The organism is Pseudomonas gozinkensis (assembly GCF_014863585.1).
Taxonomy (GTDB): domain Bacteria; phylum Pseudomonadota; class Gammaproteobacteria; order Pseudomonadales; family Pseudomonadaceae; genus Aquipseudomonas; species Aquipseudomonas gozinkensis.
This window is the reverse complement of the sequence record NZ_CP062253.1, coordinates 5,737,178-5,758,388: the sequence shown is the minus strand read 5'-3', so window position 1 is coordinate 5,758,388 and position 21,211 is coordinate 5,737,178. Positions and strand designations below refer to the sequence as shown.

Annotated in this window: 18 protein-coding genes; 10 read left to right on the top strand and 8 right to left on the bottom strand. The window is 60.5% G+C overall.

From position 1 onward, the window contains the following. Positions 1–94 precede the first annotated feature (94 nt). The 3 genes from mpl to IHQ43_RS25660 are packed head-to-tail and all read left to right on the top strand — an operon-like array spanning position 95 to position 2,365. Positions 95–1,444, top strand: a complete 1,350-nt coding sequence (mpl, locus tag IHQ43_RS25670) for a UDP-N-acetylmuramate:L-alanyl-gamma-D-glutamyl-meso-diaminopimelate ligase (RefSeq protein WP_192562532.1) — start codon at positions 95–97, stop codon at positions 1,442–1,444. Next, positions 1,441–2,088, top strand: coding sequence for a flavin prenyltransferase UbiX (gene ubiX / locus IHQ43_RS25665; RefSeq protein WP_085654987.1), 648 nt, complete (start codon positions 1,441–1,443; stop codon positions 2,086–2,088). The genes mpl and ubiX overlap by 4 nt, the downstream gene beginning before the upstream one ends. Then, a complete protein-coding gene (locus IHQ43_RS25660) occupies positions 2,081–2,365 on the top strand; it encodes a YceK/YidQ family lipoprotein (RefSeq protein ID WP_192562531.1) in 285 nt (94 codons plus the stop codon). The genes ubiX and IHQ43_RS25660 overlap by 8 nt, the downstream gene beginning before the upstream one ends. 6 nt (positions 2,366–2,371) lie before the next feature. On the opposite strand, the gene IHQ43_RS25655 is transcribed toward IHQ43_RS25660, so the two are convergent. From IHQ43_RS25655 to IHQ43_RS25640, 4 genes are all read right to left on the bottom strand, one after another. Further along, a complete protein-coding gene (locus IHQ43_RS25655) occupies positions 2,372–4,903 on the bottom strand; it encodes a hypothetical protein (protein WP_192562530.1) in 2,532 nt (843 codons plus the stop codon). Between the two features lie 419 nt (positions 4,904–5,322). Continuing rightward, a complete protein-coding gene (locus IHQ43_RS25650) occupies positions 5,323–5,964 on the bottom strand; it encodes an oxidoreductase (protein ID WP_192562529.1) in 642 nt (213 codons plus the stop codon). Positions 5,965–5,991: 27 nt separating this feature from the next. Further along, complete coding sequence (locus IHQ43_RS25645) at positions 5,992–7,719, bottom strand: C13 family peptidase (protein ID WP_192562528.1); 1,728 nt, start codon at positions 7,717–7,719, stop codon at positions 5,992–5,994. A 110-nt stretch (positions 7,720–7,829) separates the two neighbouring features. Further along, positions 7,830–8,285 (bottom strand): MaoC family dehydratase, encoded by a 456-nt coding sequence (locus IHQ43_RS25640; RefSeq protein ID WP_007909575.1) that lies wholly within the window; start codon positions 8,283–8,285, stop codon positions 7,830–7,832. A 193-nt stretch (positions 8,286–8,478) separates the two neighbouring features. On the opposite strand from IHQ43_RS25640, the gene IHQ43_RS25635 reads away from it, so the two are divergent. The 3 genes from IHQ43_RS25635 to IHQ43_RS25625 are packed head-to-tail and all read left to right on the top strand — an operon-like array spanning position 8,479 to position 10,158. Beyond that, positions 8,479–8,841 (top strand): CidA/LrgA family protein, encoded by a 363-nt coding sequence (locus IHQ43_RS25635; protein ID WP_085697620.1) that lies wholly within the window; start codon positions 8,479–8,481, stop codon positions 8,839–8,841. Next, positions 8,841–9,557 (top strand): LrgB family protein, encoded by a 717-nt coding sequence (locus IHQ43_RS25630; RefSeq protein WP_007958637.1) that lies wholly within the window; start codon positions 8,841–8,843, stop codon positions 9,555–9,557. The genes IHQ43_RS25635 and IHQ43_RS25630 overlap by 1 nt, the downstream gene beginning before the upstream one ends. A gap of 10 nt (positions 9,558–9,567) precedes the next feature. After that, entirely contained in the window at positions 9,568–10,158 is a 591-nt protein-coding gene (locus IHQ43_RS25625) for an LON peptidase substrate-binding domain-containing protein (protein ID WP_192562527.1), read from the top strand. A 19-nt stretch (positions 10,159–10,177) separates the two neighbouring features. Here the strand turns inward: IHQ43_RS25625 and IHQ43_RS25620 are convergent, their stop codons facing one another. From IHQ43_RS25620 to IHQ43_RS25605, 4 genes are all read right to left on the bottom strand, one after another. Next, a complete protein-coding gene (locus IHQ43_RS25620; protein WP_192562526.1) occupies positions 10,178–12,184 on the bottom strand; it encodes a hypothetical protein in 2,007 nt (668 codons plus the stop codon). 43 nt (positions 12,185–12,227) lie between these two features. Then, complete coding sequence (locus IHQ43_RS25615; protein ID WP_244142228.1) at positions 12,228–15,701, bottom strand: calcium-binding protein; 3,474 nt, start codon at positions 15,699–15,701, stop codon at positions 12,228–12,230. Positions 15,702–15,950: 249 nt separating this feature from the next. Continuing rightward, on the bottom strand, positions 15,951–17,267 hold the full coding sequence (locus IHQ43_RS25610) for a bifunctional DedA family/phosphatase PAP2 family protein (RefSeq protein WP_192562525.1): 1,317 nt from the start codon (positions 17,265–17,267) through the stop codon (positions 15,951–15,953). A gap of 55 nt (positions 17,268–17,322) precedes the next feature. Then, positions 17,323–18,018, bottom strand: coding sequence for a DNA-3-methyladenine glycosylase (locus tag IHQ43_RS25605; RefSeq protein WP_192562524.1), 696 nt, complete (start codon positions 18,016–18,018; stop codon positions 17,323–17,325). 177 nt (positions 18,019–18,195) lie between these two features. On the opposite strand from IHQ43_RS25605, the gene IHQ43_RS25600 reads away from it, so the two are divergent. The 4 genes from IHQ43_RS25600 (at position 18,196) to rlmH (ending at position 21,202) form a co-directional block, all read left to right on the top strand. After that, positions 18,196–19,467: a glutamate-5-semialdehyde dehydrogenase gene (locus tag IHQ43_RS25600; RefSeq protein WP_192562523.1), complete on the top strand. Its 1,272-nt coding sequence runs from the start codon at positions 18,196–18,198 to the stop codon at positions 19,465–19,467. Further along, positions 19,436–20,158, top strand: a complete 723-nt coding sequence (gene nadD, locus IHQ43_RS25595; RefSeq protein ID WP_007958652.1) for a nicotinate-nucleotide adenylyltransferase — start codon at positions 19,436–19,438, stop codon at positions 20,156–20,158. The genes IHQ43_RS25600 and nadD overlap by 32 nt, the downstream gene beginning before the upstream one ends. A gap of 72 nt (positions 20,159–20,230) precedes the next feature. Then, complete coding sequence (gene rsfS / locus IHQ43_RS25590) at positions 20,231–20,725, top strand: ribosome silencing factor (RefSeq protein ID WP_192562522.1); 495 nt, start codon at positions 20,231–20,233, stop codon at positions 20,723–20,725. Between the two features lie 9 nt (positions 20,726–20,734). Continuing rightward, entirely contained in the window at positions 20,735–21,202 is a 468-nt protein-coding gene (gene rlmH, locus IHQ43_RS25585) for a 23S rRNA (pseudouridine(1915)-N(3))-methyltransferase RlmH (RefSeq protein WP_009051038.1), read from the top strand. Positions 21,203–21,211 lie beyond the last annotated feature (9 nt).

Below are 21,211 nucleotides of genomic sequence, written 5' to 3'. Positions count from 1 at the left end.
GGAGCGTGGGAACGATCAAGGTCGGGCGATCAGCTAAAGAGTGCGATTTCCCCCTCCCTGCGCTAACCTGCGGCCATGTTTTACGAGGTCGACTATGCACATTCATATTCTGGGTATCTGCGGGACTTTCATGGGCTCGATGGCAGTTCTGGCCAAAGAGCTGGGCCATCATGTGACCGGCTCCGATGCCAACGTCTATCCGCCGATGAGTACCCAGCTCGAGGCCCAGGGTATTCAGCTGACTCAGGGTTACGACCCGGCGCAGCTTGATCCGGCGCCGGATCTGGTGGTGGTCGGCAACGCCATGTCCCGCGGCAACCCGGCGGTGGAATATGTGCTGAACAAAGGCCTGCCGTACGTTTCCGGCCCGCAATGGCTGGCCGACCATGTGCTGCAAGGTCGCTGGGTACTGGCGGTTGCCGGTACGCACGGCAAGACCACCACCAGCAGCATGCTCGCCTGGGTACTGGAACATGCCGGCATGAGCCCGGGTTTCCTGATCGGCGGCGTACCGCAGAATTTCTCGGTGTCGGCGCGTCTGGGCGGCACGCCCTTCTTCGTGATCGAGGCCGACGAATACGACAGCGCGTTCTTCGACAAGCGCTCGAAGTTTGTCCACTATCGTCCGCGCACCGCGATCCTCAACAACCTTGAGTTCGATCACGCCGACATCTTCCCTGATTTGCCAGCCATCGAACGGCAGTTCCACCACCTGGTGCGGACCATCCCGAGCGAAGGCCTGGTGATTCACCCGACCACTGAGCCAGCGTTGCAACGCGTGATCGAGATGGGCTGCTGGACCCCGGTGCAAACCACCGGTGCCGGCGGTCAGTGGCAGGTCAAGTTGCTGAAAGACGATGGCTCGGCGTTCGAGGTGATGTTCGAAGGCGTCTCCCAAGGTGTCGTCGAGTGGGAATTGACCGGCCAGCACAACGTTGCCAACGCCTTGGCCACTCTGGCCGCTGCGCGCCATGTCGGTGTTGTACCGTCGATGGGGATCGCCGGGTTGAGCGCGTTCAAGAGCGTCAAACGCCGGATGGAAAAAGTCGCGGAAGTGCGCGGCATCACCATTTACGACGACTTCGCCCACCACCCGACCGCGATTGCCACGACCCTCGACGGCCTGCGCAAACGCATCGGCGATGCGCCGCTGATCGCGATCATCGAACCGCGCTCCAACTCGATGAAGCTCGGCGCCCACCGTGACGGTCTGCCGGACAGCGTGGTCGATGCCGATCAGGTGATCTGGTACGCCCCGGCCAACCTCGGTTGGGATCTGGCGGGCACTGCCGCGCTGTGCACCGTGCCGTCGATCGTCAGTGATTCACTGGAAGGCATCATCGAGCGTGTGAAGAGCCAGGCCCAGCCCGGCACCCACGTGGTGATCATGAGCAACGGCGGCTTCGGCGGCCTGCACGGCAAACTCGCCGAGGCGCTGAAATGAACACTCGTTTGCAGAGCAATGGCCCGGAACGCATCACGCTGGCGATGACCGGCGCGTCCGGCGCCCAGTACGGCTTGCGCCTGCTGGATTGCCTGGTGCGCGAGGATCGCGAGGTGCATTTCCTGATCTCCAAGGCCGCGCAACTGGTGATGGCCACCGAGACCGACGTGTCGCTGCCGGCCAAGCCGCAAATGATGCAGGCGTTCCTCACCGAATACACCGGCGCCGCCGCCGGGCAGATTCGGGTGTACGGCAAGGAAGACTGGATGTCGCCAGTGGCGTCGGGTTCCGGGGCGCCGGCCGCCATGGTGGTGGTGCCGTGCTCGACGGGTACTTTGTCGGCCATTGCGACCGGCGCCTGCAACAACCTGATCGAGCGTGCGGCGGATGTCACGTTGAAGGAGCGTCGTCAGTTGATTCTGGTGCCGCGCGAAGCGCCGTATTCGAGCATTCACCTGGAGCACATGCTCAAGCTGTCGAACATGGGCGTGACCATCCTGCCGGCGTCGCCGGGCTTCTATCACCAGCCGCAGACCATCGATGACCTGATCGATTTCGTGGTGGCGCGGATTCTCAATCTGCTGGGCATCCCCCAGGACATGCTGCCGCGCTGGGGCGAGCATCATCTGAGCAGCGATGAATAAGCTGCTGGCGATCGTGCTTGCGCTGCAACTGATCGGCTGTGCCACGGCGCGCACGCTCGATGCCGCCAAGCCTGGCGCGCCGGTGGTGTATTCCGGCACGCGGCTGGACTTGTACGCCATGAACGGTGGCTGTTGCGCGATGGATCGATTCGGGGCCGAGGCCCCGAGCTATCCCGGGGTCGATCTGCCTGCCAGTGCGTTACTTGATACCCTGCTTTTACCGTTGTCGTTGCTGACAGTGATCGGCGTGGGCTTTCAGGCGACCGGAGGGCTATGAGGCCTCCTACAGAGTGATTGTTTCAGGCGCAAAGACGATGTCGTTGGAGAAAATGTCTTTTCCCGCCGGGAACTCGATAACACGTTTACCGGCGTTCGCCACTTCATCGATCAACGCATCATATTCATTCCGGTTAAGGGCTCCGGACCGCGTTCGGGCTTCGATGGCGTCGGCATGGCTCTGACTGGAACCGGTCGCGCGCTTCAGTGCCTGGTTGTGTATATCGTCCACTGTGGCCGCACGGGTCATGCTTGAGTTGACCAGCCAGACGCGTCTGGAAGTGAACCCGATCGAGGACATCGAAACGTGGCCTTCCATTTTCATGGTCGGGAACCGTGTTTTGTCGCCTGCTGGGATGTGGTAGGTCCGAGTTGGGTTGTACGCGCGATTATCCTGTCCGGGAACGACCTCCACATTGCGGGTGTCGAGCAGGTAGCAAAACCTGATGCGTTGAGAAGGTGACGTCGGAGCCCCTTTATTATTCTCGTGTGATTGGATGTCCGCCGGATGTTTCGGTGGGGTGATCTCGTTCGCGAAACTCATGGCGGTCTTGAGGCTGAACAAGGTGCTGACGGGGGTGTCGCTCGTTGAACCCTCGGTCGATCCCCCTTGTGGAAGCATGGCCCCAGGCCGGGCAATTTCGAAAGGCGTCCTGTCATCCACTTTGAACACGGCGGGAATGTCGATTCTGTACAGGAAGTTGTGCCTGTTGCGTTTAAAGCCTGCGTGCACCAATAACTGCTGAAAGAAGGGTTCGGTCAGGCTGGCTTTCAGAATGCTGATGCCTTCCCCCTGATTTCTCAGTCGGATCATTTCCGACTCGATTTCCGGCAGAAGCTGATCGAAAAGTTTTGAGTTGCTTACAAGCCGCGTGCGATCTCGATGTGCCGTGGCCCACGCGGGTAACTCATCATTGATCAGTTTATTGAACTGCCCTGTTGGCGATATTTCCCTGCACAGCTGCGCCAGCTGCAGGGTGGAGAGATTGTAGGGCCGGAATCGGGCGAGGACTTGCTCCCGTGATTTGAGCGGAGAATCAGGATTGGTCCACAGCCGCAAATAGTCGATCAATTGTTCACGCGGGGAAGGATATTCTCGTTGTTTGACCCATTCTGGCGGCTTCGTATTGAGCGCAACCTCCACGCGAAAGCGCAGAAGATCCGCTCCCTCGATCCTGTACAGGTTCCAGATATCGATGTCTCGCCAGTAGGGCCGAAATGCCCGTTGAGTAGGCGAATACCTGGTTGGTTTGACGATGGTCAGTTCGCTGCCTTCACGGAACGCCACTTGGGTGAGCGGGCCGTGACTGTCATCCAGGCCAGGTTTGCGCTGCATCTCGACGTAACCATGGTAGTCCGTCTTGTCGAGATCCCAGGTGTAGTGACGCTGATGGCCGTATGTTGTTGATGTGGTGTCCGTTGTCTCGGGCGTCGGCAGGCGCGGCGGCGCCTGCGGTTCAGTCGGGCTGCGATGCGGGCTGTCGAGATCCTGGGTGTGAGGACGCTGACCACCGTATGCCGGCGTGGTCTCTGTTGTCACTGGCGTATCCGGGGAGGGCAGGCGCGTCGGTGGCGAGTCGGGCGCCGGCAGGCCTGGCAATGGCGTCTGCGTGACCGGTGTATCGCGGTGCAAGGTGACGGATTCGAGGTGTTCTGCCCACTTGGCGGGTGTGAGTTTCTGATGCTCCAGCACGCGGTTGAACATGTCGCGATCCATGTCTGGACCCAGCCAGCGGCGAAGCTCGTCGAACAGATAGACGTTCTCCATCCGTTGCGCCCGGACTTTGGCCCATTGAGGTTTTTTCCCGGTGCGGTGAGCTTCGGTACGAAAGCGGGTGATGTCTGCGCCTTGAAGGCCGTAGAGATTCCAGATGTCGCGGTCAGTCCAGGCAGGCAGCCATTCGGCGGGTTGATCCATGGGGTGAGCGGGAGGCTCGACACTGACAAACAATCCGTTATCGTCCATGAAAGCATGCTGTGATGGAGGCCCTACGGCGTCGTCCAGCCGCATCTTTCGGTGCATGACCACATAGCCATGGTGATTGGCGGCGGCGTTGTCCCAGACGTAATGTCGGATATCGATGTTAGCGGTCGGGCTGTTCGGTTGCGCCCGCGACGGTTGCTCTGATTGCGGCGTGTACGTCTGTGCTGCGTTGTCGTCCGCCTCCTGTCGATGTATCAACGACTCGACTGACTGACTCGCGATTTGTCGCTCGCCGACCCGCCAGGTATTGCTGTCGGGGTCGAAGTGCAGGGCGGGGCCCGAGGGGTGCATTTCCTGCGGATGCATGGCCCGGTAGGTTCCGAGACCTTCGTCCCAGGCCACCATCACTGTGGTGGTCGTCGTGTACTGCACTTCGGCATAAATGCGTCCCCTGTGGACGCGCAATCCTTCGGTATTGACGCCGGGCAAAAGCGTTCGGGTCTGGTGCGGCAGTTCGTAGTGGCGGATTGATCCGGTCGCGTGAAGGTTGCTGGATGAGCCTTGCTCACTTTCCCTGAGCGAGGGGATCAGGTCATGAATCTGTACCGTGGGCAATGTGTTGCCTGAAGGCGGTAGTGTCGCCAGCTGTTGGCCGGGTTGGTGGGGGGCTGGTCCGCCGGATCTAATCAACCCGGGAAGTTCAAGTCGCGGAGTCGTCAGGAGAGGCGATGTATCGGAGAGGTTGTGAGGCGTGCCGGGTAACCTCTGATTCGGGTTTTTGGGTCTCATCAAGAAATCCTTTCATTGATTGTCTGGCGTTCGGGCTTGTCATCCGTCAACGGGATGCCAGACGCAGGCATGCCGCGCGGTGGGCACGTTATCCATGAAAGGAGAGGGGGGCGTGGTAGATAGTTACGACACGATGGTCGATTCGATTCGGTTTGTTTCAGTTGAGGGGCAGTACAACGCAAGATCCTCGGATCTCATTGGAAATGGTCGCCCGGATCTGCGTTGAACCGCTGTGACGAGTGAAATTATTTGCCGAGTTTTCTCAATTCATCCGACTCGACAATTCGCACCCCGTCCTGCTCTTCCAGCGCGAGTCGCCACATTGCCCGAGCCAGTTGGCAGGCCTCGATGCCGCGGTATTTGCCGGGAATCAGTTTGGAAAACGGCGCGGCAAGCTGTTCGCCCAGGCGCGGTTCGCTGCGATCACCCAGCAGCAAGGAGGGCCGACAAATGGTGAGCTGCGGCCAGTCCTGCGCGCGCAACGCGTGCTCCATCTCGCCTTTGACCTTGTTGTAGAAAATCGAGGATCGACGATCAGCCCCCAGAGCACTGATCACGATCAAATGCCGTGCGCCCATTTCCCGGGCGCGTTTGGCGAATGCCACCACCATGTCCAGATCCACGGCGCGGAACGCCTCTTCGGAGCCGGCCTGTTTGATGGTGGTACCGAGGCAGCAATAGGCAATGTCGACGCGGCCGGCCAGTTGCGGCAGGAAGGTCTGTGGATCGCCGACCGGGTTTTCCAGGTGTGGATGTTCGGCCAGCGGCCGGCGTGAGGGGGCCAGGACACGGCTGATCGTCGGCTCGTTGAGCAGACGGTCGAGCAGATGTTCGCCGGTCAAGCCGGTGGCTCCGGCAAGCAAGACATGCTGAGGCGTCAAGTACATAGTGTCTCTCCCTTGATACTGTTCAGCTTAGTTGCTCTTTGTCGCTCCGTCGTTCAATGCAGCACTTTGCAATGCTTTTCTCGCTTGTTGTTTACGCAGCAGTTGCCAGTGCGCGAGCACGGTTTTTGGCGCCCAGATCTGCGGTTCAGAGGCTTCGAAGCTGTCCGCCAGTTCGCGCTCGGCAACGGTGGCCTTGGCCAGTTTGAAGGCTTGCTCCAGATCGTCGGTCTGATTCAGTGCCTGGGCAAACAGGGCATCGCCGAAGTAGGTGAAGTTGGCTTCTTCGGAGCAGCCGAACGACACGCGGTCGGCGCGCGAAGCGGTCATGATCAGGGTGCGTTCGTCCTTGAGTGCCGGAATGAAGCCGCCGGAATAGCACGAGGAGATGACGATGATCTTGTCCCGGCTCTTCAGCGGTGCGAGCACGGCGGCGAGTTCGTCGGCGGGCAGGTCGGCCAGCTCCATGCGTGGCTGATCGAGTACCAATTCGTGTTCGGCGGTGCCGTGGCTGGTCAGGTAGATGAACACCAGATCTTCCGGACCGCTGCGTTCGGCCAGGGTTTGAGCGGCGCGACGCAAATTTTCGCGGGTGGCCATCGGCCGGTCGCCGAGGTGGTCGCGATGGTTGACCAGGCGAATCTGGCCAAAGGCGCCGAAACGGCTGGCGAGCATGTTGGCCACGTAATCGGATTCGCGCAGGAACACGCTCTGCTTGCCATCACCACCGAGGGTCAGGGTGTACAGCTCCACCGCCGGGGTCGAGGCCGGCACATTGGCCAGCGCTTCGTCGAGCAGGCGACCCTGTGCCAGCAGGCCGAGTTCCAGTGTGTCGGGCAGCAATTTGCCGTCGGCATCGCGTACCCGCTGGCCATTGATCCAGGTGCCGCTGAGTACGCTGCCATCGGTGAGCACCAGCGTGCCTCGACCTGCGTAGCTGTCGCTGTCGAATCCACCGACGTAGAAACTGCCATCGGCCAGGTTCAGTCGGCCCTGACCGCTGAAGCGCCAGTCATTGAAATAACCGATGTAGTGGCTGCCGTCGGCGCCGATCAGTTCGCCCTTGCCAGTCAGCGCGCCTTCCTTGAACTGCCCGAGCCAGACGTCGCCGTCGGCGTTTTCATAGCGGCCCTTGCCGTGCAGTTGATTGTTTTTGAATCCGCCGACGTAGATGTCGCCGTCGGCGCTGTTGAAGGTGCCGTTGCCTTCGAGCTGGCCGTTGACGAAGTGGCCGGTGAACTGATTGCCGCTGGCATCGCCGCGCTGGCCTTCGCCGTTGGGTTTGCCGTGGGCGAACTGGCCTTGATAGGAGCTGCCGTCATCCAGCTCCAGGCGCCCGAGCCCGGAATACTGGTCGGCCTTGAATTCGCCGCGATAGGTCATCGCGTTTTCTTTGAGGGTGCCTTCGCCGTCACGCCGGCCCAGTTTGAAACCGCCGGTGTAGCTGCCGGCCGCGGTGGTCAGCGTGCCCTGGCCGTCGAACAGCCCTTGCTGGAAGTTGCCCCGATAGACCTCGCCATTGCTGCCGTGCCATTCGCCCTGGCCGTGCCATTGCCCCTTGTCGAACGCCCCGGCGTACCAACTGCCATTGGGGTAGTCGACCCGGCCCTGGCCTTGCAACAAGCCATCGACCAGTTCACCGCGATAGCGGCCGCCGTCGGGCAGGCGCGCATCCGGCGGCAACAGCGATTCGCCGTCGCCACACGCGGCCAGCAACAGGGTCAAGGCAAGGGGAGCAAGAGGAGCGAATGAGCGCATAGCGGGATCCGGGCAATTAGGCGACCGAGTATGCCGCAGCTATGTGACCTTATACAGCCGGCAGGGAGCAGCGGATGCGAAACAGCGTGAGCCGCTTCGCATCCAGGCGCTTAAACGAAGCAGAGCGACAGCGGTTCGGCGATGTAGGCCGGTTTGTCCGAGCCTTCGATCTCCAGGGTGGCGGTGGCCTTGAGCAGCCACTGGCCAGGTTTTTTCTCGGTCACTTCACCGAGGTCGACCTTGAGCCGGACCTTGGAATTGACCTTGACCGGCTGGATGAAACGCACACTGTCCAGGCCGTAGTTGACCACCATCTTCACGCCTTGCGGCAGGATCAGGATGTCTTCCATCAGTTTGGGGATCAGCGACAACGACAGGAAACCGTGTGCAATGGTGCTGCCAAATGGCGTTTGCGCGGCTTTGACCGGATCGACATGGATGAACTGGTAATCCCCGGTGGCTTCGGCGAACAGGTTGATACGCTCCTGATCGATGGTGAGCCATTCGGAACGTCCGAGTTCCTTGCCGACATAATCTTTGAGCTCTGCAACTGGAACATAGGGCATTGAGACTCTCCTTGGGTTCATCGGTTTTATAGTTTTTCAGGTGGGGGATTTGACCGCCCTGCGAACCACTGTAGATCATCATGGCGATTTGCTCAGGTCAACCGACCATGCTTTTGGCGAATGCCGATCCATAGCGCAGGCGTGCTTATAATGCCGACGACTTGCGGGTTGGAAAGTAAGACGGAGATGACGGATGTTGCTACGCGGCCTGACGTGGCTGGTGCTGTTTCAATTGCTCGGCACGGCCCTCAATCACTTGCTGTTGCCGGTGCTGCCGGGGCCGATCATCGGCCTTTTGCTGTTGCTGGTATTCCTGATCGTGCGCGGTGAAGTCGGCGAGCCGCTGAACCTCGCCGCCGGCAGTCTGTTGCGTTATCTGCCATTGCTGCTGGTGCCGCCGGCGGTGGGCGTGATGGTTTATGCCACGGCGATTGCCGCGGATTTCTGGGCCATCGTCGGTGCGCTGGTGGTTTCGCTGATTCTGTCGATGGCCTTCGCCGGCGTGCTGATGCAACGGCTGGTCAAGCGTCACGCGCCGCATTCGGAGGAATCCTGATGCTGTTCGACTGGCAAGGTGCCTGGGCTTCGGTGATTCACCATCCCCTGTTCGGCATCGGCATCACCCTGGGGGCTTATCAACTGGTGCTGGCGGCGTTCGAGAAAACCCGCTGGATCTTTCTGCAACCGGTACTGGTCTCGATGTTGTTGGTGATCGGCGTGCTGGTCGGCTGCGGCCTGACCTACGCCGAGTACCGCAAGAGCACGGAGATCCTCAGCATCTTGCTCGGGCCGGCAACCGTGGCGCTGGCCGTGCCGCTGTACCTGAACCTGCGCCGCATCCGCCAATTGTTCTGGCCGATTTTTACTACGCTGGTGATAGGCGGCGTGGTCGCCACGGGCATGGGCGTGGCGCTGGGCTGGTGGTTCGGTGCCGATCACATGATCCTGATGACCATGGCGCCCAAATCGGTGACCTCGCCGATTGCCATGCTGGTAGCCGAGCAGATCGGCGGTGTCGCGGCATTGGCGGCGGTGTTTGTGTTGATCACCGGGGTGATCGGCGCAATCTTCGGCCCGGCGCTGCTGACCCGCCTCGGCGTGCACAGCCCGGAGGCGCGCGGGATGGCGCTGGGCATGACGGCGCATGCGGTCGGTACGTCGGTGGCGTTGCAGGAAAGCGATGAGTGCGGCGCCTTTGCGGCGCTGGCGATGAGTCTGATGGGCGTGGCCACGGCGGTGTTCCTGCCGTTGGCGGTGTCGATGGTGGTGTAAGGAAATGTCTATGAGTCTGCCGCTTTTTCCGCTGAACACGGTGCTGTTTCCCGGCTGCAATCTGGATCTGCAGATCTTCGAGGCGCGCTACCTGGACATGATCGGCCGCTGCATGAAACAGGGCGCAGGTTTCGGTGTGGTGTGCATCCTTGAAGGCAGCGAAGTCGGGGTCGCACCGGAAGGTTTCGCCATGGTCGGCTGCGAAGCGCGGATCACCGATTTCCAGCAGCAGGACAACGGACTGTTGGGTATTCGCGTGCAGGGCGGGCGGCGCTTCATCGTGCAGCGCACCGAAGTGCAACGCGATCAACTGATCGTCGCGGATATCGAGTGGCTGGACGAAGAACCCGAGCAACCCTTGCAGGATGAAGACGCGGATCTGGTCGCGCTGCTCAAGGCGCTGGCCGAGCACCCGATGGTCGAGGCGCTGAACATGGGCACCGAAGCGATTGGCCAGCAATCGCTGGCCAACCAGTTGGCCTATCTGTTGCCCTTCGCCGAAGAGGACAAGATCGATTTGCTGCAACTCGACGACCCGCAGCAGCGACTGGATGCGATCCAGGCGCTGCTCGATGAGTTGCAGGGGGAGCTGTTTGCATAAGGCCGGCTGACCGGGGCCGTTACTCGGGCCAGACGATGTCGCTGGCGAACCAGTCCTTGCCTGGGGCAAGCGTCAGTATCGGCTTGCCAGCTTTCGCGACCGTGTCGATCAGAGCGTCATATTCATGCTGGTTGTAGTCGCCGCTGTGGGTTCGCTCTTCAATGGCCTGATGGGTGGACCATGGATCAGTCCCCGCCCGGACCACATCGTCGACTTTTGCTGCTCGTGTGTAGGTCGAGTCAAGCAGCCAGAGGCGTTCGGAATCGATGCCATTTTTCGGGGCGGAGATCAGTGCTTCGAGATCATCTTGGGGAAACCACGTGCCGTCTTTCTCTGCGGACAGATTGAGCAGCTCGTTTTCCTCTTTGAGCACCACTTCCATTTTTCGGGTGTCGATGATGTAGGCGAAAGCGAACTTCTGATTATGTCGAGTCGTTTCGTAGTTGCGTTCGGAGTCCAGCTCCACGTCAGACGCATCAGACCCATCGTTATCGGACTCGCTTGAATCGTGATCAGGCTCACCGGGTTTCTTGCCGGGGTATTTGTTCTTCTGGTTGTTGTAGAGCAGATATTCCGGATCCGGGGTTTTTCTGCCATTGCCGGAATACTCTCTGACCAGCGTCAGACTGACCGTTGCGCTGACGGGTGTTTCGGTCGTCGCCCCTCTTGGATGTTTCATGCGCGGCAACATGACGCCGTCGTCATGAAACTCGAACGGCGTTCGCTCATCACCCCTGAACAAGCCGGGAATGTCGACGCGGTACAGGCAACCGCTGCTGTTGCGCAGGTAACCCAGACTGGCGAGAAATCCGTCGTAAAAAGACCGGCTCAGGCTTTGGTCAATGTCAACCAGATCGGCGCGCCAAATCTTGCCGTTTCTTGTGGGGATCAGCAGGGGCTCGATTTCCTGTCGCAGTTGATCGAAGCGACCGGGGTCTTTGTCATCGAGCGAACGTAATCGATGCTGCTCCGCCCACTGTGGCATTTGTCGCGGATTGTCGAGCAGGTCCTTGCGCAACTGCACATGCTGCCCAGGCGAAAGATTGTAGCTGCGCAGGTGTTCGGTCACGTCATCCAGCGTCTTCTGAGGATGTAACCAGCGCAAACCATCCATGATCAGATCCTGCCTGGCATTGTCGGTCACCATCGGTTTGACCCAGTGCGGCCGACTGCCGCTCGTCTGGCCCTCTTCCCGAAAGCGTGTGATGTCCTTGCCATGAATGCCGTAAGCCTCCCAGATCTGACGATCCTTCCAGGCGGTCAGGTGGGTGGGCGAGCCATTGAATCCGGCGGGGGGCTCGTCAACCCGTACCCAATAGTTGTCAGTACCCTTGAATCCGTAAAAGTAATCGGCGTTCGGAGAGCTGATTACATGTTCGTGCCGTCGGTAATAACCCTGGTTATCAAGCTCTACCCAGTGAGGCAGAGGGTCCAGATGCAGACGCGACAATGGCTGGAAAGGCTGCGGTTGTGAAATGGCCGGGCGCTTGCTCTGCGTATCGCCCTGTTCACTGGCAGGACGTTTGACCGCTTTCGGCGGTTGATGGGCAAGGCGCCACGTTGTTTCGCCCGGATCTCTCAGGATCAGCGGGCCGGGCGCCAGTTTCCGGTACAGGTCGGTTATCCGGTAGGCCCCTCGAGCCGCGTCGAACTCCACATGCACGGTGCCGATGTCCCGGATATCGACAAACCGGCGCCCGACGACAAAACGAAAGCCATCGGCATCCGCTGTCTGCATATTGCGCAATAACGCCTGATTCAACAGGTAGCCGGTCAGTCCGCTGTCTGTTGCGGACTGGACGTCGGGCAGGTCGGATATCTCGATTCGGGGCGGGGTGCCGCCGTCGGCGGAGTGAGTGCCCGAGCCCGGCCCGGGTGCGACGACAGGTTGGCCGGGAAAATCGGAGTGTGGGCGATTCAGCATCGGTACTTCGACATCCGAACGCGGTCGATTGACGAGCGTGTCCGTTGGCGATTGCTGATTCACTCTCGGAGGGTTTGATGATGGGGGTGTTTTTGGACGCATCGTGTCATTCCTTGACGATTGAAGTGTTGTTCCTTGCTGCGATTCAGTTCGTTGCCGTCATGGCGGCCGATCTGTTTTCGATGACGAGGCGCTCGGCATCGATCAGGCGTGTGGCGTCGCTGCCGGCTGTCCACTGACCTGTTGCCGCGTTATAGAAAATTCTTGCGTGAGGTGCGTCGGACAGATGGATGTTCTCGATGGGAACGTTATCGCTTTCCAGGATCTGCCGGTGTTTATGGTCGTCTATCAGGTCGACGACCGCCTGGGTCGAGGCGCAGGAGAGCGCATTGACGGCATGCAGACCAATCACCTCGAACAACGTATTGACCCGATAGCGATGCCCCGAGGAGTCGATCACGTCGATGGTTTCCAGGGGCAGCGATGCGTCGTTGCTGTCGGGCAGATGAACGTGAATGCTGCCGATCTTGAGCAGGTCATCCTTGATGGAGAGGTGACTGTCGCTGATCGCTTCCTGCAACTGTTGCGTATGAATGTGCCAGGTCGAGGATCCTCGAAGGCTGGCGTCCGCTTCGGCGGTGGACAGGCGAATGGACATGTTGCTGGCCGGGTACAGCGCATACGTCGAGGATCGACCTTCCAGCCAGAAGGTCGCGTTGTGATCGATGGCCTTGAAGTCGACGCGTTGCGGGGTGTTCTTCAGGGTGCGCTTTTCGACAGAGGGTTTGACGAACAGGTAGGTACCGGCGCGGGCTCGCAGCGAGTTACGACTTTCTACCGTTCGGTAGCCCGGGTTTCTGGCATCGTCCAGACAGGCAGTGTCCGGATAGTCGAGCTCATAGGAAACGCCATCACGCATGACCAGGGTGAAAGCGTGATTCATTTTCCAGCCCGAGGTCAGGATGCCGGCGCCTCTGTCACTTTTCCTCCCCGCATTTTCGATGACGGCGCCATGCAGCGAGAGCAGTCCGGCACCCGGACCGAAAGAGATCGTGAAGTGGACATCGTCGTAAGCGAGCATGGTAAATGCGTTTGTCTGCTGCGCGGTGACCGTATAGATCGCCCTGACTTCAGCAATGTCCTTGCTGTCGAAGTCGACATACAGCGTGCTGTGCGCCCCTATGTCTGCCGGGGCGGCTTTCAGGGTGGTGTGATAGTTCTGTCTGGAAACGAAGTAATACGAGTGTGCTTTGGAGGACGGAATGTTGACCGGATTGTTGAGCAGCACCGGGGATGGCCTGGCCATGCCGACAGTGATGACGTTGACCTGCAGGGGCTGGTGGGCGCTGGCCGCAATCTCGGCCGGCCACTCGGGTTGCAAGTGGTAGCCATCCTGGGTGATGAATATCCATTTGTCGTTGTTCAGCACGCGTTTGCCGTCGACGGTCCGGTAGACCGCTTCGAGTACCAGTGTGCGTAGCGGCGAGCGGGGGTGGTCGTCACGAAGCGATTCGATTACCAGGGCATGATCACGGATGAGCCAGTTCTGAATCGCTTCAAGTGTGACCCCCAGATAAACCTTGCTGGGCTCCACGCCATCCTCGGTAATGAGAATCTGGCGACTCAGAGGATTGAGTTGGTAGGTATCGTTGCCGCTACCGCCGTCGACGCTGGCAAAGAGACCCCGGACGGAAATATGGTCATCCCCTGCACCGGCATTGACCTGATCCTGCCCATTGGCGGTAATGACGTCGGCCTGATCCGATCCCTTGACCCGGTTGTACGCGCCGGCCAGGGTTTCGACTTTTTCGATGGAGCTGAACGTGGAATGCAGCACTGGTTCGATCGCCGGGTTCGCCGAGCGCAGCCCGAGCCTGCCGGCTTTCAGGTCAATGTCATAACCGAGGTAAAGCGGTGGATCCGGGATGTGATCCAGGTGCCTGTGAGTGCCTTGCAGCCATAGCAGGTCGGTACCGTCTCCCCCTTGCAGATGACTCGGCCGGATCTCTGCACCTGAAAGTGCGTCGCTGGCGGACTGAAAGAGAAACGAATCGTCTCTGTCACCGCCGTTGAGGTTTTTTTTGCCGGTGCCGTAACTGAAGAAATTCGGTTTGTTGCGTACCCCCTGCACCCTGTCATTGCCACCGCCGAGGTTCCAGAAAACCCCTTTGGCGGGGTCGCTCTTCACGGTGGTCACGATAGCGTCCGAGTCCGGCAGGCCAGCGCCTGCATCATAATGGTCGTCGATCTCGACGATGACCGGCAGGTTCTCGGTGATGTAGGGCCCTTCACCCTTGCTTTCATCCCACTGGTAACGATGGAGGCGGGTGGGTTGCAGCCTGACATCGAACCGGCCGTTGACGATCGCGTCGACACTGTCCTTGAGTTCATTGTCCAGCCAGCGCAGGCTTTGGGTCTTCAAGGCCTTGGCATAGTTGCTGGTGGTTCGGGCGACCAGGTAACGCTCCATCAGTGCCTTGTCCTGGTCCTGCCCGGTGAAGGCGAACCAGCCGGCGCGCCAGCGTTCGTTCACGGACAGCTCGATGTAATCGTCGATGTCGTCGACGGCCCGGACAGCGCCGTAGATTCTGGCGCCGACAATCATGATTGCCGCCGCTGCGATGCCCACCGGGCCGGCCGCCTGGAAGCCTGCCAGTGCCGCGCAACCCAGCGCCAGTGACAACGCGGCGCTGAATACACTCAACCCTCCTGTCACGTAGAGGTCCTGAGCCTCTTTGCCCTGGGCCTTGGCGGCATCGTTGAAGGATTTGATGGCGGTGTAGATGTCAAACGGCAGCGTCAGCACGCTGGCGATCAGTCCTGCGCCCCGGCACAACCACTTGCCCATGCCGGTCTTGCCGAATTGTTCAATCGCCGTCGAACCCTGTCGGATCATATGCTCGCCCGTCCTGGTCAGGGCATACTCGAATCCCAATGAGGTGATCTCCGAAAGGCCGCCGCCGACATTGATCAGGACTTCCCCCGTATGGCCTTTCTTGAGGGCGTCGATGGCGCCGGTGAACGCGCTGTACAGTCCGTAGGCCTGCAACCCCACCCCCATGCCGGCCAGGCTGCGACTCTTGGCCTTGTCTACCCAATTGGGTAAATGATCCGGCAGCGGGTCCCTGCGTATGTCCAGGCGTTGTGTGGCTTTCAGCAGATTGTTGATCTTGTTCATTGCCGCAGCAGATTCGCCCGTCGCCATCTCGCGCATCAGCGATGGGGCATTCGGTGAGCGCTGTGTGACAATTTCATACAGCAGTGGCGCAACTTTCTGGCCTTCTTGCTTATTGACTGACTTGATACGCTGCTCAACTTCGGCCGGGTCGAATTCCAATGAGTCAATGAATGTTTGATCGGGCTCGGGGAAATAAGTATTGGCTGCGCAGATGACCTGACCATTGAGCCGCCCGCCCAAGGCAAACAGCTCTTGACGGCTGACGGTCATTTCGCCGATGCGCAAGGGGCCAAACAGGCTGTCTGTATCACGCAGGCTGGGTGTCTGGCCGTGCGGAAAGGAAGTGCCGGTCTCTTTGCCAGTTGATGGGTTACTTAGGTCGGAAACAGTAATTGCAGTTGCAGGATATGTTTCATAAGTTGTTTCGAACGGAATAGACAAGATCAATACTCTTCCTTGAGGTGTTGAGCATTCAATCTGTCATGCAATGATTTTTTGGACAGGCATATTGTTTTGCCAATTATCTTTATGGTTGTCGGCTTTGTCGCGATGACGAGTTTTGTGTGTTCACTTCGGGCAAGTGTGGCGGTGACGTATTTGTCGAAACAGCAGAGTGTCAGTTCAGAAACAGGACTGATCGCCGCTTGCGGATTCGCCCCGAAGGGGAATCCGTGAAGCGGCGGATGCGGCTCAATAGGCGTATCGAAGCAGGGTGTGTGGCAGGTGTCGCAATACGAAGAAACCAAACAGAGCGACCAGCGCCGGCAAAACCAGCCACCAGACTTTCTGCGGCATAGCACCCAGAGGGGCACGGCGTTGGCTGAGCCACAGGCCCGCTGCGCACACGCAGGCAGCGAGCATGGCACCGGCCAGGACATCTGTTGGCCAGTGCGCGCCCAGATACACCCGTGACAGGGAAATGGCCAGCGCCGGTATACAACCAAGCAACAGCCAGGTCAGGCGCAGGCGCGGCGGTTGCCCGCGTCCGGCCAGCACGGCGAGCGCCAGGAACAGCGCGAACGATCCGGACGCATGGCCGCTGGGCATGCTGTAGCTGGTGAGTGGATCGGTCAGTACTTCCGGGCGTACCCGGGCGAAAAACAGTTTGGTCCCGGTATTGGCCAGGGCCGTAACGAGCAGGGTACCGCCCACGAAAATCGCATGGCGCCACTGACGGCACAGTAACAACAGCGCTGTCAGCAGGGCGCTGAACAACAGCATGTTGCGGAATTCACCGATAAGGGTGAAAACCACTGCCACCTCATCCAGCGCCGGGCGGCGGTGTTCCTGTACCAGGGTCATGACGCCCTGATCGAGGGCGGTCAGATACGGGTAACCGATGAACAAGCCGATCAGGATCAACAGGCTCATGCTGCCGATCCAGATCGCTGCCCGGCGATGGCGGCGCAGGCTGCTGTTGGCGCTCAGGCCGACCATCACGGCGATGCTGCCGGCAACGATCCCGGCCTGCAGCCAGAAACCTTCCGGCAATGGCAGGCGAATCGCCGCACCGGTGGCCCAGCCCGGCAGCAGGTACGCCAGACTCCAGCCGGCCGCCGCCAGCAGACTCACGGCCGCGAAGCGCGGGAAGGGCATGTCGCACATTCCGGCGACCATCGGCAGCATCGGCCGCAATGGGCCGATGAAGCGCCCGACCAGCAGGCTGGCGATGCCGTAGCGCTGGAAATAGGTCTCGGCGCCGGCCATCCATTCCGGGTGATGGCGCAGGCCCGGCAGGCGCCGGATGTTCTGGTGGAAGTGGCGACCGAGGAAGTACGAAATCACATCACCGAGAATCCCGCCGAGAAAACCCAGCAACAGGGTTTCGCTCAACGACAGTGCACCGCTGCCGGCCAGCACCGCCACGGCAAACAGCAGCACCGTGCCGGGCACGATCAAGCCGGCAATCGCCAGGCATTCCACACAGGCCACGACAAACACTGCAGCGGCCAGCCACTGCGGATTGGCGGCCAGCCACCCGGTCACGCTATCGAGCCATGGGCCCATACAAACCACTCCATTTCATTGAGGTCCCTGGCCGGCGTGCCGCAGGGGTGTGCATTCACAGCAGAAAATAATCGCGACCTTCGACCTGACCACGACGCAGCGGGTTCCGCGTGCACCACTGGGCATAGGCGGCATCGACGAAGCGATACATCAAGTGTTCGTCGCGGCCGTGGGGAATGCCCAGGCGGGTTGTTTGAATCATATGGGTCGGCGCGGGGCCGGTGTCTTCCACCAGCAGGATTTCATGGTCGAAGCGTTTGGCATCCCACATCGGCACTTTCAGTCCCAGCGCCTTGCAGAGCAATGTCTGCCCGGCGCAGAGCTTTTGCGACGGACGCGGTCGACCCTGAGCATCGGGGTTGTTCAATAGCATCTGCGCCAGACTGGCCGGGCCGCTGATCTCGTCGACCCATGGATAGGCCGATTTGATCAGCACCGCGTTGCCCGGACCCTGCGCGCTGAAGTTCAGCGAATCGCCGCCACGGGCGTAGTACATATAGATGTGGCCGCCGTCCAGAAACAAAGCCTTACGCTTTTCTGTGTAGCCGAGGGACGCGTGGCTGCCTTTTTCTTCGCAGTAATACGCTTCGGTTTCGATGATCCGGGCGCTGAGCCACAAATCGCCGACGCGGTGGCGGATGACTTTGCCGAGCAGATCGCGGGCCAGCGTCTGGGCGTCTCGGTCGAAAAAGGCGTCCGCAAGGCCCACAGGCTGGCGCGCGGAGGTGGCGCGAACGGTCAGGTTGGACATGGCAAACAGTGTTTATCCAGGCGAAGGAGGTCGTGATGATAACAATTGGCGGCTTAATCCCGGCTGAACGTCGGCAAATCGCCGTCCATTTCGACCATCCGCCCGTCACCGCTGTTAGTCCCGGGACGCGACAGCTATAATCTGCCGCTTTCCTCTTTGCCAAGACCCCAGCAGACCATGACTGAGTCCGTTCTTGACTACATGACCCGATTGGGTCGCGCCGCCCGCGAAGCCTCCCGCGTCATCGGCCGTGCCAGCACCGCGCAGAAAAACCGCGCCCTGCTGGCTGCCGCCAATGCCCTGGACGCTGCCCGCGCCGAGCTTGCGGCAGCCAATGAACAGGATCTGGCCGCCGGTCGCGCCAACGGTCTGGAGCCTTCGCTGCTGGAACGTCTGGAACTGACCCCGGCGCGCATCGACGGCATGATCGTCGGTCTGCGTCAGGTCGCAGCGCTGCCGGATCCCGTGGGTGCGATCCGCGACATGAGCTTCCGTCCGTCGGGTATTCAGGTCGGCAAGATGCGTGTACCGCTGGGCGTGATCGGGATCATCTACGAATCCCGTCCCAACGTGACCATCGATGCCGCCAGCCTGTGCCTGAAGTCCGGCAACGCGACCATCCTGCGCGGTGGTTCCGAGGCGATTCATTCCAACCGCGCGATTGCCGCCTGCATCCAGCGCGGTCTGGCCGAAGCCGAACTGCCGGCCGCCGTGGTGCAAGTGGTGGAAACCACTGACCGTGCCGCCGTTGGCGCGCTGATCACCATGCCCGAGTACGTAGACGTGATCGTACCGCGCGGTGGCCGTGGTCTGATCGAGCGCATCAGCCGTGACGCCCGGGTGCCGGTGATCAAGCACCTGGACGGCATCTGCCACGTCTATGTCAGCGAACACGCCGATCTGTCGAAAGCCCAGCGCATCGCCTTCAATGCCAAAACCTATCGCTATGGCATCTGCGGTGCGATGGAGACTTTGCTGGTCGATCAAAGTGTTGCGAAGGATTTCCTGCCGTCGATGGCCAGGCAGTTCCGCGAGAAAGGCGTCGAAATGCGTGGTTGCGAACGTACCCGGGCGATCATTGAAGCGGTAGCGGCGACCGAAGAAGACTGGAGCACCGAGTACCTGGCGCCGATTCTGTCGATCCGCGTGGTGGATGGCCTGGATCAGGCCATCGAACACATCAACCATTTCGGCTCCCATCACACCGACTCGATCGTCAGCGAAAACCTCGCCGACACCCGCCAGTTCGTGGCTCAGGTCGACTCGGCGTCGGTCATGATCAACACCCCGACCTGCTTCGCCGACGGATTCGAATACGGATTGGGTGCCGAGATCGGCATTTCTACTGATAAGCTGCACGCCCGTGGCCCGGTGGGCCTCGAAGGACTGACCTGCGAGAAGTACATCGTGGTCGGTGATGGCCAGTTGCGCGGCCAGGCGACGGTCTGACTTGTCCGACCTCGACCTGAAAGCGCCGAAACCCGGCAAGAAGTCCCGTCCCCGGCGCATTGGCGTACTGGGCGGGACATTCGACCCGGTGCACGTCGGCCATTTGCGTGGGGCGCTGGAAGTTGCCGAAGCGCTGGGGCTCGATGAGCTGCGCATGATGCCCAGCGCCCGGCCGCCGCACCGCGATACGCCGCAGGTGTCGGCGCAGGATCGGCTGGCAATGGTTGAATGTGCGGTGGCCGGTGTGCCGCCGCTGGTGGTGGACGCCCGCGAATTGCAGCGGGACAAACCGTCCTGGACCATCGATACCCTGGAGTCGCTGCGGGCCGAAATGGCCGCCGAGACCCAGGTTTTTCTGCTTCTGGGCTGGGACGCATTTTGCGGCCTGCCCACTTGGCACCGCTGGGAAGAGTTGCTCCAGCATTGCCACATCCTGGTGCTACAGCGCCCGGACGCCGACAGCGAACCGCCGGATGCCTTGCGCAACCTGCTGGCAGCGCGTTCGGTGAGCGACCCGCTGGCCCTGAAGGGGCCGAGCGGACAGATTGCATTCGTCTGGCAGACACCGCTCGCGGTTTCCGCCACCCAGATCCGTCAACTGCTGGCCAGCGGTAAGTCGGTACGTTTCCTGGTGCCCGACGCGGTCCTGGCCTACATCGATGCGCACGGTCTGTACCGTGCGTCGAACTGAACAAGGCGTGCTTCACTGATACGAATCCACGTGTCGCCAAGCCGCCGAATATATGAGCAAAACGAGTTTTATATGACTGACAAAGACCAAACCAAAGTAAAGCGCAAAGGCACATTCAAGAGCGCTCCGCTGCCAGAGCCGGTCAACTCCAACGAGCCGCTCAAGGGCGACGAACTGGTCAAGGTGGCCGTTGCAGCCCTGGAAGACGTCAAGGCCCAGGACATCCAGATCATTGATGTGCGCGACAAGCAGAGCATCACCGACTACATGATCATCGCCACCGGTACTTCCAACCGCCAGATCAACGCGATGCTGGACAAGGTTCGCGAAGAGGTCAAAAAGAACGGCGCCAAGCCGCTGGGCGAAGAAGGCAAGGGCGACAGCGACTGGGTGCTGCTGGACCTGGACCTGGTGATCGTGCACATGATGACTGCCTCGGCGCGTCAGTTCTACGACCTGGAGCGCCTGTGGGCCGGTGCCGAGCAAAGCCGTGCGGCGGACGCCAAGCACCACAGCCCGGAAAACACCCACGAGCATTTCACCAAGCTCAACAAAGACCAGCTGTAAGGGATTGCTGTGCGACTGCGACTGATCGCCGTCGGTTCACGCATGCCCAAGTGGGTGGAAGAAGGCTGGCATGAATATGCCAAGCGTCTTCCGTCCGAACTGGCGCTGGAACTGGTGGAAATTCCGCTCAATACCCGTGGCAAGAACGCCGACGTGGCCCGCTTCATCCGTCAGGAAGGCGAAGCCATGCTGGCCAAGGTCGGGCAGAACGAGCGGATCGTCACCCTCGAAGTTCATGGCAAGCCCTGGAGCACCGAGCAGCTGGCGGTCGAACTCGATCGCTGGCGCCTGGACTCGCGCACGGTCAACTTCATGGTCGGAGGCCCGGAAGGGTTGGCGCCGGAAGTCTGTGCCCGCGCGGATCAGCGCTGGTCGTTATCGCCGCTGACGCTGCCGCACCCGCTGGTGCGCATCCTCATCGGCGAGCAGTTGTATCGTGCCTGGACCGTGCTGTCCGGCCACCCTTACCACAAGTAATCCGCCCTC